Source organism: Selenomonas sp. (genome assembly GCF_052169755.1).
GTDB lineage: Bacteria > Bacillota > Negativicutes > Selenomonadales > Selenomonadaceae > Selenomonas.
This window is the reverse complement of record NZ_JBQNBV010000001.1, coordinates 14,552-30,288: the sequence shown is the minus strand read 5'-3', so window position 1 is coordinate 30,288 and position 15,737 is coordinate 14,552. Positions and strand designations below refer to the sequence as shown.

16 protein-coding genes are annotated in these 15,737 nt (G+C 57.1%); 1 reads left to right on the top strand and 15 read right to left on the bottom strand.

The window, feature by feature from the left end:
• Positions 1-119: 119 nt before the first annotated feature.
• Together ACTTKG_RS00130 and metG are read right to left on the bottom strand one after the other, a co-directional pair.
• Positions 120-890 carry a TatD family hydrolase gene (locus ACTTKG_RS00130; RefSeq protein WP_442672240.1) on the bottom strand — a complete coding sequence of 257 codons (771 nt, stop codon included), beginning with the start codon at positions 888-890 and terminating at the stop codon, positions 120-122.
• Complete coding sequence (gene metG, locus ACTTKG_RS00125) at positions 890-2,851, bottom strand: methionine--tRNA ligase (RefSeq protein WP_442672227.1); 1,962 nt, start codon at positions 2,849-2,851, stop codon at positions 890-892. Before metG ends, ACTTKG_RS00130 begins: the two co-directional genes overlap by 1 nt.
• Positions 2,852-3,189: 338 nt before the next feature.
• On the opposite strand from metG, the gene ACTTKG_RS00120 reads away from it, so the two are divergent.
• Positions 3,190-3,441: an AbrB/MazE/SpoVT family DNA-binding domain-containing protein gene (locus ACTTKG_RS00120; RefSeq protein WP_442672226.1), complete on the top strand. Its 252-nt coding sequence runs from the start codon at positions 3,190-3,192 to the stop codon at positions 3,439-3,441.
• A 117-nt stretch (positions 3,442-3,558) separates the two neighbouring features.
• Here the strand turns inward: ACTTKG_RS00120 and rsmI are convergent, their stop codons facing one another.
• The 13 genes from rsmI to ACTTKG_RS00055 all read right to left on the bottom strand — a co-directional run bounded on the left by rsmI (position 3,559) and on the right by ACTTKG_RS00055 (position 15,733).
• Entirely contained in the window at positions 3,559-4,428 is an 870-nt protein-coding gene (gene rsmI, locus ACTTKG_RS00115; RefSeq protein ID WP_442672225.1) for a 16S rRNA (cytidine(1402)-2'-O)-methyltransferase, read from the bottom strand.
• 38 nt (positions 4,429-4,466) lie between these two features.
• Entirely contained in the window at positions 4,467-5,195 is a 729-nt protein-coding gene (locus ACTTKG_RS00110; protein WP_442672224.1) for a tRNA1(Val) (adenine(37)-N6)-methyltransferase, read from the bottom strand.
• Complete coding sequence (locus ACTTKG_RS00105; RefSeq protein WP_442672223.1) at positions 5,196-6,020, bottom strand: PSP1 domain-containing protein; 825 nt, start codon at positions 6,018-6,020, stop codon at positions 5,196-5,198.
• A 64-nt stretch (positions 6,021-6,084) separates the two neighbouring features.
• The gene (gene holB / locus ACTTKG_RS00100) at positions 6,085-7,080 is read right to left on the bottom strand and encodes a DNA polymerase III subunit delta' (protein ID WP_442672222.1); all 996 of its coding nucleotides are present in this window, start codon (positions 7,078-7,080) and stop codon (positions 6,085-6,087) included.
• Positions 7,080-7,532, bottom strand: a complete 453-nt coding sequence (locus ACTTKG_RS00095) for a YaaR family protein (protein WP_442672221.1) — start codon at positions 7,530-7,532, stop codon at positions 7,080-7,082. Before ACTTKG_RS00095 ends, holB begins: the two co-directional genes overlap by 1 nt.
• Positions 7,533-7,619: 87 nt before the next feature.
• Positions 7,620-8,480: a lysophospholipid acyltransferase family protein gene (locus ACTTKG_RS00090; protein WP_442672220.1), complete on the bottom strand. Its 861-nt coding sequence runs from the start codon at positions 8,478-8,480 to the stop codon at positions 7,620-7,622.
• Positions 8,477-9,508 carry a UDP-3-O-(3-hydroxymyristoyl)glucosamine N-acyltransferase gene (gene lpxD / locus ACTTKG_RS00085; RefSeq protein ID WP_442672219.1) on the bottom strand — a complete coding sequence of 344 codons (1,032 nt, stop codon included), beginning with the start codon at positions 9,506-9,508 and terminating at the stop codon, positions 8,477-8,479. Before lpxD ends, ACTTKG_RS00090 begins: the two co-directional genes overlap by 4 nt.
• A 10-nt stretch (positions 9,509-9,518) precedes the next feature.
• The gene (locus ACTTKG_RS00080) at positions 9,519-9,962 is read right to left on the bottom strand and encodes an OmpH family outer membrane protein (RefSeq protein WP_442672218.1); all 444 of its coding nucleotides are present in this window, start codon (positions 9,960-9,962) and stop codon (positions 9,519-9,521) included.
• The gene (locus tag ACTTKG_RS00075; RefSeq protein WP_442672217.1) at positions 9,959-11,104 is read right to left on the bottom strand and encodes a hypothetical protein; all 1,146 of its coding nucleotides are present in this window, start codon (positions 11,102-11,104) and stop codon (positions 9,959-9,961) included. The genes ACTTKG_RS00080 and ACTTKG_RS00075 overlap by 4 nt, the downstream gene beginning before the upstream one ends.
• A 28-nt stretch (positions 11,105-11,132) precedes the next feature.
• Positions 11,133-11,594 carry an OmpH family outer membrane protein gene (locus tag ACTTKG_RS00070; protein WP_442672216.1) on the bottom strand — a complete coding sequence of 154 codons (462 nt, stop codon included), beginning with the start codon at positions 11,592-11,594 and terminating at the stop codon, positions 11,133-11,135.
• Between the two features lie 121 nt (positions 11,595-11,715).
• The gene (locus ACTTKG_RS00065; protein WP_442672215.1) at positions 11,716-12,993 is read right to left on the bottom strand and encodes a hypothetical protein; all 1,278 of its coding nucleotides are present in this window, start codon (positions 12,991-12,993) and stop codon (positions 11,716-11,718) included.
• A gap of 20 nt (positions 12,994-13,013) precedes the next feature.
• Positions 13,014-14,930, bottom strand: a complete 1,917-nt coding sequence (locus ACTTKG_RS00060) for a BamA/OMP85 family outer membrane protein (RefSeq protein WP_442672214.1) — start codon at positions 14,928-14,930, stop codon at positions 13,014-13,016.
• Positions 14,931-15,148: 218 nt separating this feature from the next.
• A complete protein-coding gene (locus tag ACTTKG_RS00055; RefSeq protein ID WP_442672213.1) occupies positions 15,149-15,733 on the bottom strand; it encodes a hypothetical protein in 585 nt (194 codons plus the stop codon).
• Positions 15,734-15,737: the final 4 nt, after the last annotated feature.

Below are 15,737 nucleotides of genomic sequence, written 5' to 3'. Positions count from 1 at the left end.
ATATGCCCCACTTAGATGGAATTAAACACCATATTTAGGGAAAAGAGAAGTGGTGAAAGCCCTTTTGTGACAGGCGTTCACCACTTATTTATTAGCATAACATTAAATGTAATTTTCTTTCAAATTCCGTAGAGATCGCGCGTATTCTCGCGCGTTGCCCGTGCAAAGGCTTCGAGGCTTTCGCCGCGCAGCTGCGCCGCCTTCTTCGCGATGTAAACAAGATGCGCCGATTCATTGCGTTTGCCACGAAACGGCATAGGAGAAAGGTATGGGGAATCGGTCTCAATAAGAATACGCTCCGCCGGCAGCCGCTGCACGATCTCGGGCAATTTCGCGGCGTTTTTGTACGTCAAGGGACCGTCAATACCAAAGTACCATTCGCCCTTCAACAGTTCTGCCGCCATCTCCCAACTGCCTGAATAGCAGTGCAGCACGCCGCGAAGCCCCTTGCCTTCCGTCTTGAGAATCTTCAGCATGTCGCCATGCGCCTCGCGGTCGTGGATGCAGACGGGCAGATGCAGCTGCCGTGCGAGATCGAGTTGGCGCACGAAGATGCTGCGCTGCAGCGCACGCTTCTCCTCGTCCTTTTCCCAGTAGTAGTCGAGACCGATCTCACCGATGGCGACGACCTTTTCCTGTACTGCCCATGCGGCAAGCTGATCGTCCGTCGCCGTCGTCATCGGCTGCGCCTCTTCGGGATGGATGCCAACCGCCGCATAGACAGGCGCAAATTCCTCGGTGAGCGCGGCGCTCCTCGCCGAGGATTCGAGGCTGTCGCCCATCGTGATGATCTTTATGACGCCGCTTTTCACGGCTCGGTCAATGACGGCGGCGCGATCTTCATCGAATTTTTCGCCGTCAAGATGTGCATGCGTATCGATAAGCTCCATCATTTCACCTTGCTCCCTGCGGGTGCGGCAGGCTCGACGAGCCGCAGCCCCTCCTCGCTCGACGTACACAATATCATGCCGTGCGATCGGATGCCGCGAATCTTCGCAGGCTTCAAGTTTGCGACGAGAACGACCTTTTTGCCGACAAGCTCGTCTGCCGCATAAAACTCGGCAATGCCCGAAACGATTTCGCGCTCTTCTGCGCCAAGGCTCACCGTAAGGCGCATGAGCTTTTCCGTATCGGGCACGCGCTCTGCCGTAAGGATTTCGGCAGCGCGCAGATCGACGCGGCTGAACTCATCAAACGTGACGATGCCGTCGCTCGCTTCCGCTTTCTTCGCGGCTTGTTCCTTTTGCTTTCTCTGCGACGTTTGAGGCTTTTCCATAGGGCTTTTCTTCCTATCTTCCGCAGGCTTTTCCTCCGCTTCCACGTCAATGCGCGGGAAGAGCTGCTCGGGAGTCTTTACCTGCGTCCCTGCGGCAAAACCGCCCCATGTGCGGACATCGGCAAAACGTACGGCAGCGAACTCCTCTTCGATGCCAAGCTGACGCCAGATCTTCTCTGCTGTCTCGGGCATAAACGGCTCGATGAGAACGCTGATACGGCGCAGGCTCTCGGCGAGGTTGTAAAGCGTGTTCGTAAGCGTCTGCTTCTTCGCCGCATCCTTGGCGAGCGCCCACTGCATCGTTTCGTCAATGTATTTGTTCGCACGGCTGATAAACGCCCACGTCGTCTTGATGGCGCTCTGCAGCTTCATCTCTTCCATCTCGCGCTCGTAGGCGACAATCGTATTCTCCGCCTCAGCAAGGAACGCACGGTCAATCTCGCTCTCACCAAGCGCTTTTTCTACGACGCCGCCCTGAAACTTGCCGATCATGTTCAGCGTGCGGTGCAGGAGGTTGCCGAGGTCGTTCGCGAGGTCGGCGTTGATGCGCCCAATGAGTGCATCGCGCGAAAAGTTGCCGTCTTGTCCGAGATTGATCTCACGCAGCAGGAAGTAGCGGATGGCGTCGGCGCCGAATTCGTCAATGAGCTGTACGGGATCGACGACGTTGCCTTTCGATTTCGACATCTTATCGCCGTCGACGATGAGCCAGCCATGACCATAGACCATCTTCGGCAGCGGCAGGTCGAGCGCCATGAGGATGCACGGCCAGATGATCGAGTGAAAGCGTACGATCTCCTTGCCGACGAGGTGAATGTCGGCGGGCCAGTATTTCTCGAATTTCTCAGGATCGTCGAGGAAGCCGATCGGCGTCAGATAGTTCGTCAAGGCGTCGAACCAGACGTAGATGACATGATCGGGCGCCATCGGCACGGGGATGCCCCAGTCGAACGACGTGCGCGAAATGCACAGATCCTCAAGCCCCTGTTTGATGAAGTTGATCATCTCGTTGCGGCGCGACACGGGCTGAATGAAGTCGGGATGCTCCTCGATGTACGCCAAGACGCGATCAGCGTAGCGCGACATCTTGAAAAAGTAAGCGTCCTCTTCGACCTCCGCCACTGCACGACCGCAGTCGGGGCACTTGCCGTCTGCAAGCTGGCGCTCCGTCCAATAGCTCTCGCACGGCGTACAGTACAGCCCCTTATACTTGCCCTTGTAAATGTCGCCTTTCTCGTAAATGCGGCGAAAGATCTCCTGCACGACGCGCTCATGCCGCTTCTCAGTCGTGCGCAGAAAATCGTCGTTTGAGATGCGGAGCTTTTTCCAAAGCCCCTGAAAGCCTGCAACGATCTTGTCAACGTAAGCGATCGGCGTCACGCCGCCCTCTTGCGCTTTCTGCTGAATCTTCTGCCCGTGCTCATCGCTTCCCGTGAGGAAAAAGACGTCGTGATCGGTCAATCGCTTGAAACGTGCGACGGCATCGGCGATCGTCGTGCAGTACGCATGTCCGATATGCAGTTTCGCGCTCGGATAGTAGATCGGCGTCGTTATATAGAATGATTTCCTTGTCATGAAAAAGCCTCCTTGACGGCATGATACCGCATTCACATACTTTTCTTATTATAGAATAAATCCTTCCTCAAGTGCAAGTACAAGCAACAATGTTTCTTGTGAGGAAAACATTGCACCCCCCCCGCAAACAATTTATTATTTTTTCTTAATTATCCCACTTGAAACATTTGCCAAGTCATGCTATACTAAGGAGTAGGAAAAACTATACAGATTTAGTTAAATAATGTTTTTCCTATATGAGTGTTGTAAAGATGTAAATAATCACTCAACCCTGCTTTCGCACGTTGAATGACTATTTCCCCGCAGTTGGCTGGCCTGCTTCTAAGGAGGAGATAGCGATGAAAGCCACAGGAATCGTCAGAAAAGTAGACGAGCTGGGACGTGTCGTCATACCGATCGAGCTGCGCCGCACGCTCAGTATCGCAGAACGCGACGCCCTGGAGATCTACACCGACGAGGATCGCATCGTGCTCAGAAAATATGAGCCGACATGCGCATGCGTTTTTTGCGGTCGCGCCGATGACGTCATACCATTCAAAGGTCGCAACGTCTGCAAAAAGTGCGCGGTGGAATTAAAGGAGGGAGCGTAAAATCACCTCCGCTGCACGAAGAGCCGTTTCCCTGTCGTGCTGTGCCCCCCGATGCAAAATGGAACGCAGAGATCAAAGCCCGTCCATCCCCTTCTAAACGAGGGGAATGGACGGGCTTTATTCTTCCAACAATATCTGATACACATCGCGGCGGCTCATGTTGAGACGTTTCGCCGTCTCCCGCAGGGCTTCCTTCTTCGTTCTTCCCTCTTCCATAAAGTATGTGACAAGCTCCTTCGGCGTTTCTGTCAGCGCGTTTTCTTTCACGGCGCTCTCTTCGGCGCCTGCAACGATGAGAACAAACTCGCCGCGCGGCTCTTCCTCGCTGTAGTGGGCGAGGATGTCGGAAAGCGTGCCGCGGCGAAATTCTTCGTAGCGCTTCGTCAACTCGCGGGCGGCAACAGCCGAACGTGAAGCGCCAAAGGCTGCAATCAGAGCTTTCAGCGTATTTTTCAGATGGTGCGGCGCCTCATAAAAGATCAAGGTTTCCTGCCGTACAGCAATTTCAGCCAGCAGTTCACGGCTTTTTGCCGCCGTACGCGGCAAAAAGCCGATGAACGTGAAGCGTCGCGCATCGATTCCCGAGCATATAAGTGCTGAGAGTGCGGCATTCGCTCCGGGCAAGGGTGATACCTGAACGCCTGCAGCAATGGCGAGTTCCGCAAGATGCCCGCCGGGATCGGCAATGCCGGGCAATCCCGCATCGCTGACGCATACGAGATCGTGCCCTTCGACAAGAAAGTCCACAAGCCGAGGTCCCTTCTCCAGTTTATTATGCTCATGATAGCTCGTAAGGCGCGTGTGAATATCATAGCGTGCAAGGAGTTTTCGCGTATGACGCGTATCTTCCGCCGCAATCAGCGGCGCTTCCTGCAAGATGCGCACCGCGCGAAACGTCATATCCTCAAGGTTGCCGATCGGCGTCGCTGCAAGATAGAGAGTTCCCTTTGGGTGCAGCATATTTCCGCGGATTTCCGTCTGCGTCATGATCGCCCACTCCTCACTCTACAGCCGACAAATGCAATTCATGCTTCTTTTTCCGCTTGCGCTGCATCGCCAAGAAGCGGCGGCAGAACGGTCAGCGCACCGACGGATGCACCGACGACTGCCTCTACAAGCACAAAGCGCGGCGCGGCGTCCATGCGCGGCGCGAAGAATTGCAGTCGGCGCGCCGCCATGCCGTTTTCCTTCAAGGCAAAAAAAAGCTCGTCGAGCCGCGCAGGCACATGGACGAGCGCAAAACGTCCGCCGAAGCGCAGCGCATGACGCGCTGCCGCCGCTGCGTCGGCGAGTGTCGCCGTGATCTCGTGATGCGCTCTCGCTGCACGTCCGATCTTGCCTTGCCCCAGCGGGTACCACGGCGGATTGCTCAGGACGCAGTCGAAGCTCCCTCGCTTGCCCAATCCTTCTGTCGCACGAAAATCCCCTGTACGCACGCGCACGCAGTCTGCAAGACCATTCAAGCGCACGTTGCGCATCGCAAGCTCCGCCATCACAGGGTCAATCTCTACGGCGTCAATCGTAAGATCGTCGCGTGCGATCAAAAGAGGGATGACGCCTGCGCCCGTGCCAAGCTCAAGGACATGATCGCCGCGCTTGATGCAAGCGAAACGCGCAAGCAGAACGGCGTCGAGCGAAAAGCATGTCGTCTCCGTGTTCTGAATGATGCGCCGCCCTGCATACTGCAGATCGTCCAGCCGCTCGCTGTCACGAAGCGCCGCCTGCCATGCCGCCAGAGACGCCACGCTGCCCACTTACGCTTTGTCCTCCTGCTCGACAGCGACGATGTCCTCCCATGCCGCCACGAGCGTCTTATGCGAGTCGAGAAGAATCGTCGCCGTGCGCCGTTGCATGTTGAGGGAGATGACCTTTCCTTCCCCTTCAGCCGAAGCCACGCGGCTGCCCTGTTTCGGCGGCTTCGTACGGCGCTTGGGGCAATTCTTTCGGTAGCCTGCGCACTCGTATTTCAGGCAGCACATGAGTCTGCCGCATATTCCCGAAATCTTCGTCGGATTCAGCGAGAGATTCTGTTCCTTCGCCATCCGAATGGATACCGGCTCAAAGTCTCCGAGGAACATCGAGCAGCAAAGCGGTCTGCCGCAGCAGCCCATGCCGCCCATGAGTTTTGCCTCGTCGCGCACGCCGATCTGGCGCAGCTCGATGCGTGTGCGAAAGACGGAAGCAAGATCCTTGACCAGTTCGCGGAAGTCGATGCGCCCGTCCGCCGTAAAAAAGAAAATGATCTTGTTCAGATCAAACGTATACTCAACATCGACGAGCTTCATCGGCAAACCATGCACCTTGATCTTCTTCTCGCAGATCTTGAACGCTTCCTTTTCCTGTCGGTGATTTTCCTCTACCTTCTGAAGATCCTGTGCTGTCGCCTTTCTCTGCACGGGCTTTAACGGCTGCGCGCCGTTCTCTTCCGCCTCACGCGGTCCTAAGACGACGCGGCCGCACTCCGTACCGCGCACCGTTTCGACGATGACCTCGTCGCCGAGTGCAAGTGCATATTTCCCGGGGCTAAAATAATAAATCTTGCCCGCTTTCTTGAAGCGGACGCCCACAATCATCTGCAACCCCTTGCCTCCTTCATCTATAAAAAGCGCAGCTTTTGTGCGCCTGACATCATCATTCGCCTTTCTAAGCCTCCTGCATACGCAGCAAAAGCCCTTCAAAAATCAATCGCTGACTCGCGTTGCTCCTGAGCCTCTTAAGCGCCTCTTGCACGAGCGAGATCTGCGAAAAGACACGATCCTCAGAAAATCCCACAAGTGCATTTGCCATCTCGCTTCGCTTTTCCTCATGAAAGAGCACGCCGCCCCCTGCATGAAGCGCAAGCATGTCGCGCAAGAGTCTTGCGAGTGCAAGCAGCCAATCCTCAGCACGCTCGCGTGGCAGTCTGCCAAGCTCTTCTGCTTTCACCCAAATCTTGAACATATCCAGCGTTCGAAGGAAGAAAAGCGTCCGCGCCGCATCTTCTGCCAACTGCAAGCCGTCTTCTTCATTCAAAAGGAGCGCATGACCGAGACTGCCGTCCGCCGTCCGAGCCAGTGCACGCGCTTTCTCGGCAGCAATGCCGCGCATGAGAAGCGCACGCTCGATCACATCCGGAGAAAGCGCACCGAAATGCATCTCACGCACGCGGGAAAGGATCGTCGGCAGAAGGGCTGCGCGTCGTGCCGTCACAAGCAGGAAAAAGACCTCGCCCGACGGCTCTTCGAGTGTTTTTAACAGACTGTTCGCCGCCGCCTCATTCATCGTGTCCGCTTCATCCATAACAACGACGAAACGTCTTGAAAGGAGCGGCTTTCGCGCGACCTTCTGCTCGATCTCGCGCACGGCATCGATGCGGATGACGCGCGTACTTTTGCCGCGGCTTTCGGGAGCGCACTCGATGTAGTCGGGATGCGTGCCCGAAAGAAGGGCGCGACAAGACGGACATTCGCCGCACGGCGCTTCCTCTTTGCCGCACAGCAAAGCTGCGGCGACAAGACGCGCGATTTTCCTCTTTCCCACGCCCATAAGCCCCGAAAAGAGGAGCGCATGAGGCAGACGACCGCCCCGCAGCATGATCCGCAGCCTTTTGATATTCCCTTCGTGTCCAAGGACGTCCTGCCAGAGAAGCGTCTCTGCCATCACATATAAAGATCGACGAGCATACCGCGAATCGCGTCATGGCTCGCCACGATATCAAAGGCATCCGTCTGCCCCGTACGGATCTTCTCCGCAAGCTCTTCGAGCTTGCGGTCGATCTTACGCACCGTCGTATAGACCTTCTGACGCCCCATGCGATCCCAGCCCGCCTGCACATGAAGCTGATACATGCGTCCGACCGCCTCATCGACGAAGCCCTTGACGAGATCGCGGTACGCTTTCAGTTCATCGTACGTCGGCGTGTTCGTAAGACGCGCCCCCTGCTCATCAATCTTTTTCAAGATTTCCTGCAGCTGGCGATCGGAAAACGCCGCATGTTGGTCGGCAAGCTCCGCACCGAAGTCCGTGTCCGAACGTGAAACCTCATGCACGGCAACGTCGCGCTCAAGCGTCTGCATCGAAGAGCGCTGTGCGCTCAAAGCATCTATCTTCATAAGTCCACCTTCCGCCTGCACTTTCTCTGATTCTACCTTAAATTATAAAGGCTTTTCCATTTTCATGCAAGCAGCCGCCGCGCACAACTATTCGTGCATGGACTTCCAGCGGTCGTGCAGCCAGAACCATTCTTCGGGATGCTCACGGATATGCTGCTCAAGAATGCGGTTGACTGCCTGCCCAGCGGTGCGGATGTCGCTGCGCTTGTCCTTCGTGCGCGGCACGTCGATGGGTGCATGGAGGATGATCTTGTGCGTACCGTCCTTCTTGCGCGTAATATAGCCGGGGATGACGCCGATGCCTGCCGAACGCGCCATCGCGGCAGGACCCGGCACACAGTTCGTCGGCTGCCCAAAGAAGTCGAGCACGACGCCGTCGCGCCGATTCGTATCTTGGTCGGCAAGAAGTCCAACGATCCAGCCTTTCTTCATCATGCGGAACATCTCGCGCACGTCGTCTTTGTAAGTGATGTGCATACCAACGAGACAGCGGTACTCGTTGATGAAGCGATCCATCGCCGCGTCATGCTGGCGCATGGCGACGCCGATGATCGGAAAACCTGCCTGCGACAGCGCGCCGCCCATAAGCTCCCAGTTGCCCGTGTGCGCCGTCGCGATGACAGCGCCCTTGCCCTTTTCGAGCATTGTACGCAGGTGCTCCGCGCCCTCGATCTCGACATAATCCGCCATGCGGCGCACGATGACAGGAAAGCGCAGCACCTCAAAGAGCATGGGACCGAAGCGCACGGCGCTCTCCTTCGCGATGCGCTCGGACTCTTTTGCATCCGTACCAAGGCACATGGCGACCTGCTCCCGTGCCAGCTTCTTCCTCTTTGCAGGCAAAAAAGGCCAGAGGCAGAGCGCCAGCATTCGTCCCAAAGCGTCGCACAAGCGTCCAGGCAAAAGGCAGACGAGGCGGCTCAAAAAGCGCACGAGGTAGTACGTCATTCTTTCGTTTCCTTCTCGTTCGCCTGTGCCAGCGCTTTTTCCAATCGCTTGATTTTCTTGACCATTTCAGGCAGGCGTTTCATCGCCGCCTGCATACGCAGCCACTCCTGATGGCTCTGCACGGGGAATCCCGCACAAAAAACACCGTCCGGCATATCGCCAATGATGCCCGAGCGAGCGGCGTAGACAGAGTTGCCGCCGATATGGATGTGTCCGACCGTGCCGACCTGCCCGCCGAAGGTCACGTTCGGTCCCGTCGTCGTCGAACCGGAGATGCCCGTCTGCGCAACGATGAGATTGTTCGGACCGATCTTACAGTTGTGTCCGATATGTACGAGGTTGTCGATCTTCGTGCCATGCCCGATGACGGTCGATCCTGTCGTAGCGCGGTCAATGCCGACGTGTGCGCCGATTTCGACGTCATCCTCTAAGACGACGTTGCCGACCTGCGGCACTTTCGTGTGCACGCCGCTCGCCGTTGTGAAACCGAAACCGTCGGAACCTACGACCGCATTGGCATGAAGCACGCATCGCCTGCCGATGCGGCATCGCTCACGCACCGTCACGCCCGCATGGAGTACGCTTCCCGCACCGACCTCAGCATACTGTCCGACGTAAACATGCGGATAGAGTACGGCGTCCGCACCGATCTTTGCGTGTGCATCGACGACGGCGAACGGCAGGATGCGCGCGCCCGCCGCAATCGCAGCAGTCTTTGCCACAAACGCTTGCGGACTGACGCCATCGGGCAGAAGCAAAGGCGGCGTGAAGATCTCCAGAAGCTTCGCGAACGCGGCGCGAGGCTCCTTTACATGGACGGCAGGCAGAGGAAAGTCCTGCACGCCTTCGGGCAGGATGACAGCCGCCGCCTTCGATGCTTTCGCTTCTTCTATATGGGGCGGCGCAGCAAAGGTGATGTCCGATGCGCCTGCCGCTTCGATGTTCGTCGCGCCCGTGACAGTGATGTTCTCATCTCCTGCAAGCCGCCCGCCCAAGAAACGGGCGATCTCCCCCAATGTCTTTTTCATTGTCCAATCCTCACTGAAGCGCCTTGATCACATCATCGGTGATGTCCGTGCCGCCGAGATGGACGAGCTTTTGCTCTTCCACATTGTAAACGACGGCGTCAATCTTCTTCGTACGTGCGATCTCACCGATGGCGGTCTGCATCTTGATCGTTTTCTGCTGGTTGTAGATATTGGCTGTCTGCTGCATCTGCCCCATCACCTGCTGCTGCATCTTCTGCAGTTCATCCGGCGATACATTCTGCGCCTGCTTCGCCTTGAAATCATCTTCCGCCTGCTTCTGCACTTCTTCCATCTTCGTCTTCATCTCTGCGTCGATGCTCATGATCGCCGGCGCTTCCTTCTCGACGCGCGTCGGGTCAACGTAGCCGATCTCGGCGGAGCCACAGCCTGCGGCAAGCATCATGGCGGCAAAAACGACGCTGAGAAGTGCCGCACGTTTCTTTTTCTGCTTCATGATTTTCCACTTCTTTCTAAAATTGTTCCCGATGCAAGCTCGGCGATAACTTCGTCCGTCAAGTCTACTGCATCGGACACATGAACGGGGAAGCGCAGCATCGTCGCAGCATCTTCCTCACGCCGCACGCCCACGGCTTCGTCCGTTTCTTTTACGACGACAAAAGCGAGCCGATGGACGATTGCGAGCTTCGCCGTCTTGCTCTCAATATCCTTGCGAATATGCTCGCGCAGGATGCGAATCTCCTCGTCTTTCGCCGCGAGAGCTGCTTTTTTGCGGTTCAGAAGCTCGTCGATCTCAATGCCCTGCATCGCCTGCCGAAGCGCTTCGCGGTTGCGTTTGTCGGCTTCCGCTTTTTGGCGTGCGGCTTCTTCCTGCGCCGCACTGCTTTTCCCGAGCGCTTCGTCTCGCGCGATAAGCGCGGCGAGATATTGCCGCCTCTTTTCATCGCGTGCGGCAAAAAGCGCCTCTATGCGTGTGCCGCGTTCATTGCGCAGGGTTTCAAGCTCCTGCAGGAGCGTTTTTACATCGTCAGCCGAGAGAAGCATAGCTTCGCGGTTGTCGATCTTCATCTCGATATTCACTATGCGATTTTGATAGGCGTCCTCAATCACCTTCTTTTCGGCGAGGAACGCCTCTTTCGTTTCTTCTTCCCATGCAGCAAGCGCTTTGCGGCGCTCGCGTGCACGTCCTTCCGCTGCAAGCCGCTCCTGCTGCAGTTCCTTTTGCTCTGCCGCAAGCTGAAACGGCTCGTCCGAGAGTGCAGGCGGCTTCCATGCGCGGCGATCGGCGCTGAGACGTGCAATATCAGCGGCAATCACGGCTCGCTCTGCGTCAAGCGCAGCGATTTGCGCGTATACCTCATGCACCTTCTCCGCACGCGCAAGATCAACGACGCCGATGCCGCCCGGCTCCTGCGGCGCCGGAGGCGACGGCGGCGGCTGCAAAGACGCGCGAAAGAAAAAACCAGCGCTGCCGAGAAGCAGGATGAGCGCGACGACAAAGACGCCGCAAAGCGTGTTTCTATGCTTGAGCCAAAAACCCGCGCTGCGCACCTCTCCTTTTTCCTGCGTCACCGCTTCCACCCCCGAAAAGCCCTGAGATTCAAAAGTACCGGGCAGGAAGCCCGCCCGGTACCTCATGCGCTCGCGCGCTCAATATCCGTATCTCTTATTTGAACTTCTTCACGACGTCGTCCGTGATATCCTGTCCGCCATAGACAACAGCGTTCTTGTCAAGAACGACGGATAGTCCCTTCGCTTCGGCGACCTGCTTGACAGCGGCGTCAACCTTCTTCTGAATGCCCGCGAGGAGATCCTGCTCCTTCTGCTGCAGCTCCATCTGCGCCTGCTGCATCGCCTTTGCTTTCTCCTCATCGCTCTTGTTCGCCGTATCAGCCTCAAAGCGCATCTGCGCTTCCTGCATCGCTTTCTGCATCTCGTTCGACGCCGAAGCGTAGTCCGGATGACTTGCCATAGCCTTGCGGTAGTCAACGACGCCGACAGACGACGATGCCGCCGACGCAGTGCTCGTACCGAGCTGCGAAAGCCCGAGAGCTACGACAGAGCCGATGAACACGAGCGCGAGAGCCACGCAGAAAATCTTTACCTGTGTCTTCTGAAGTTTCACCATTTCTTTTAGTCTCCTTTTCTCTTTGGAAGAAGATTGCCAGACAATCCTTCTTCTATTACCCAACGATAAACATTATAGCAAACTCTTTTTATGGATTCAAGTCCAATGAATGCGAAAGCTCTTAAAAATCGCCAATCAGACGCAGCCACTGCTGCGAAGAGTCTTTCACAAGCTCTACGCGAAGAAAGTCGTGCAGACGATAGCTAAGCCCTGCCTCACCCGTCGAATCGCCGCGACGATACTCGTAGCGCAGAGCTACGCGCGGCAAAGGTTCGGCGCGCAGCCCCGTCGTCCATGCGTGCCTGCGCATGTCGTAACGCAGCCGTGCAAAAAAACGCCCCGCAATGCGCCGCTCATAACCGAGCTCCCAACTCCATGCGAAATCCTGCGGCAGCACATCTGCCTGCAGGAACACTTCATCGTCACGAGAGAGCATCGCCCCCGCATGGCCGCGAAAGCATACCGCAGAACTGTCAGCCGAACCCCTGCCGACATCGCCCCAGCCTTCCAGCCGCAGACGATATCGCGTGGTATCACTGCGGCTCATGATCGAGGTCTGCTCGCCCGCAGCGATCGTCGTGTGCGTCTTTAAGCCGAGTGCGCGAAATTCTCTCGATGTATCGAGCGCCGTTTCCATAGCGTGCGCAAACTGCTTCTCGTGACGCGCCGCAAAGGCGACGGGAACGCCGAGCATCTCGTTGGCTTTTGCCTGCAATATGCTGCGTTTTTCGAGCAGCGTGAAGTTCGGAATCGTGTCCGAGCGCATGGCGAGATCGACCGTACGCACGACGGGCATCTTCGGATAGACGGTCAAAACAACGTGCGACTTCTCTGCCGTCTCGACGTCAAAGTCGGCGCGGAATTCGGGCAAATGCTCCGTCATATAGGCGTTCAGACTCTCCTTCAAGACGCCGTTCGTCCAATCGACAGCGGCTGACGGAAGCCCTTCCAAGCTCCGGCGAAAGACGACATCGACGCCTGCGAGGTCGGCTCTTGCCATCGCTTCGACAGCAGGCGAAACCCCCTCAACGACGATTTCCACCTCGACGTCCGTGACGCGATCCGCCCACGGCATGAGCGCGATCTTAACGTGCGCCTCTTCGCCCGCTTCAATGGAGACAGCCGTGACGGAGTAGCCGACGAGCACCTTGTCGAACACTTCACGGATCGTCGCTTCATCCGCTGCCCTGCGTCTTTCATAAGAAGCGAGCGGCTTTCCTTCGATCAGCTGTGAAGCGATGGCAGAGACGCTCTTTTCCATGCGCACCTTGACAGCGGGCGGCAAGGAGCCTGCATCTGCCGTAACTTCCGATTGAACCGCTCTGATCGTGCCCGAAGCGAAAGCGACGCTTCCTCCCCAAAAGAATATGAGGGCGAACAGCGCAAGAAACTTCCGCACCCCGCCCCTTCGCAAAAGCATCAGAAGGAGCCGCCGACGCTGAAATGCACACGCCCGCCGTCCGAGCCGCGGCCGTAATCGAGACGAATCGGACCGACCGGCGTCTCAAGCTGCAGACCGACGCCGACGCTGCCCTTGATCGTATTGGGCAAACGCTCGCCGCTCCACGCATTTCCCCAGTCGGTAAAGACTGCGCCCTGCACCTTGTTCACGATCGGGAAGCGATACTCAGCCGTCGCGAGGAAGAGGTGCGTACCTCGGAACTGATCGTCGCGGTAGCCGCGCAAAGAATCCTGTCCGCCGAGCTTATAGAGGTTCGACTCGGAAATCGAGCCGCGCGCATAGCCGAGCTGACCGCGCAAAGCGATGGTCTGCGCCCTGCCGACCTTGAAGAAGCGCTTGTCCTCTGCCGTGAACTTCTGATAGTTGAAGTCGCCGCCAAAACCTGCAAACTCCGCTTCAAGGCTCATGCGCCCGCCCGATGTCGGGTTGTAGATATTGTCGCGCGTATCGGTCACACGCTGCAGCGTAATGCTGCGCGTCGTACCGAAGTTCGCATCGCGCCACGCCTTCCAGCGCGGCGTGCTGCGGTTGGCGCCGCTCTTATGATGCACATAGGTGTCCGTGCGGTTGCGCAGTGTGATGAAGTTCGTCGAATACTCGTTGACCGGACGACCGAGCGTGATCTCAGCGCCCGAGTACTTCCTCATGTACTCTTCCTGCAGGTTGCCCTCGGTATCGTAGTCGTCGTACTCGTATGTGCGGTTGTAAATGCGAAGCGATCCCGTCGTCTCCTTGCTGTCCAGCCAAGGACGGCGATAGGAGAATACGAAGCCGTGCGCATCCGTATCGTCGCCGCTCATCTCATAGAGCAGGCTCACCGCATCGCCCATGCCGCGAAAGTTCGTATCGCCGACGTTGAGCATACCGACGAAGCCGTCTGAGGAGCTGTAACCCGCGCCTATGCCGAAGTTGCCCGTGCGCTTTTCGACGACATCCGCTTCCAAGATGACAGACCCCGGCGCTTCGCCCGGATTGAGCTTCATATTCACATCTTCGAAGAATCCCAAATTGTAGATGCGCTGCATACTCCGACGCGCTTTCTTCACGTCGAAAGGCTCGCCGATCTTAAGGCGCATCTCCCGAAGGATGACACGATCCTTCGTCTTTGTATTGCCCTTGACAGCAAAACCCTCAAGTTTTCCTTCGTTGACTTTGAGCGTAAGCTCTCCCGAAGCGTCGATGTTCATATCCTCGATCTTGGCGAGAATGAACCCGTCCGCCCTGTACTTTTCCTGCATGGCGGAAACATTCTTCTGCAGCTCGCGGCTGTTCATCACCTGCCCTGTCTTGAGCGTGATGAGCTTTTCGAGATCTTCCGTCGTCTCCACCGTGTTGCCCTCGATTTTCACCGATTTCAGCACGGGATTTTCCAAGACATGATAGGTGAGGACGACGCCCTCGGGAACGTACTGCCACGATGGGTAGAGATCGTAGAAATAGCCTGTGTCGAAGATGGCGGAACGGTCATTTTGCGCTTTCTGCGCATCATAGGCATCGCCGACGCGCTGCACGAGAGCCGCACGCGCCGTCGCCATCGTGTCAGCGCCCGCACCATCGACGACGATGTCAACGATGGTCTTGCCGTCAGCGATCTTCGCATCTTCCTCAACCTTGCGCTCGTCGGGGCGCACAGCCTCCCAAGCCTCAACACGCGCATCCTTTGGCATCGCCTTGGCGGCGGCGGCATTCTCGTCCGCAGACTGCGTTTCCACCCGATGAATCTCCGCCGCATCAGCGGCAGCATTCTTCATCTCCTGATCGTTCTGCATCGTACCCACGACGGCAACAGCCGCAGAAACGTCTGCGGAAAAGCCGGCAGCCCCCACAGCAAACGCTGCGGCTCCAGCAAGGATTCGCGTTCTTTTCATATCCAAGTTTCCAACCTCCCATGATCTTCGGTATGTTCTTTATTCTACCATGAAAGCCCAAGAAGTCAAACCCGAAGGGTGCAGACTGATTGGCTGCTTTCTGGTAAGGGCGACGTACAATGTCCACAAAGTGGACGTTTGTACGTATAGTTTACCATGAATGCCGTTGAGGTCAAGGGGGACGCAAAGACCTATCGGCGAGTTTTATCGAATTATAAGAGCAATCATTCTCTGAGGATGCGTCCCGCAGAAAGCATGAGCTTCTGCAGATCGTGTGCAGGCGGGGACGCGGTGTCAGCGGCTGCAACTTTCGCCTGCTCCGGCTCCACCTGCGGCGCATCCTGTACAGGATGCGCCGGCTGCACGTCAGCCGACATCTTTGCTTCCTTTGCCGGAGCAGAAGTGACGACAGGCTGCTCCGACAGCACGGAAGAAGCCGACGCCGCCCCGTGCGGAGCATCCGCGGCTGATGCAGCAGGCGATGCCTGCGCTTCCTGCGCTGCGGGCGTATGATCTTTTTTCGGTGCACTTTCGGCGTAACTTTGCTCCACAGACGGCGCCGGCGAATCCAACGCACGATAAAGAAAGACGCCGCCCAGAGCGAAAAAGAGCGCGAGCGTCGGCGCAAGAACCTGCGCGAGACGCTTCATCCTTTGCGTTTCACGCGCACGTTGCAGCTCCGCCTCTGCGAGCATGAGGCTCAAGCCGCCCTTGATGTCGTTTTCCCTTTCCAGAGAAGATTCCGCACGCCCGAGCCAATCCTTTGCCGCTTTGATGTGCGCACAGAGCCGTTCCCTTTCCTCCGCCATCGTC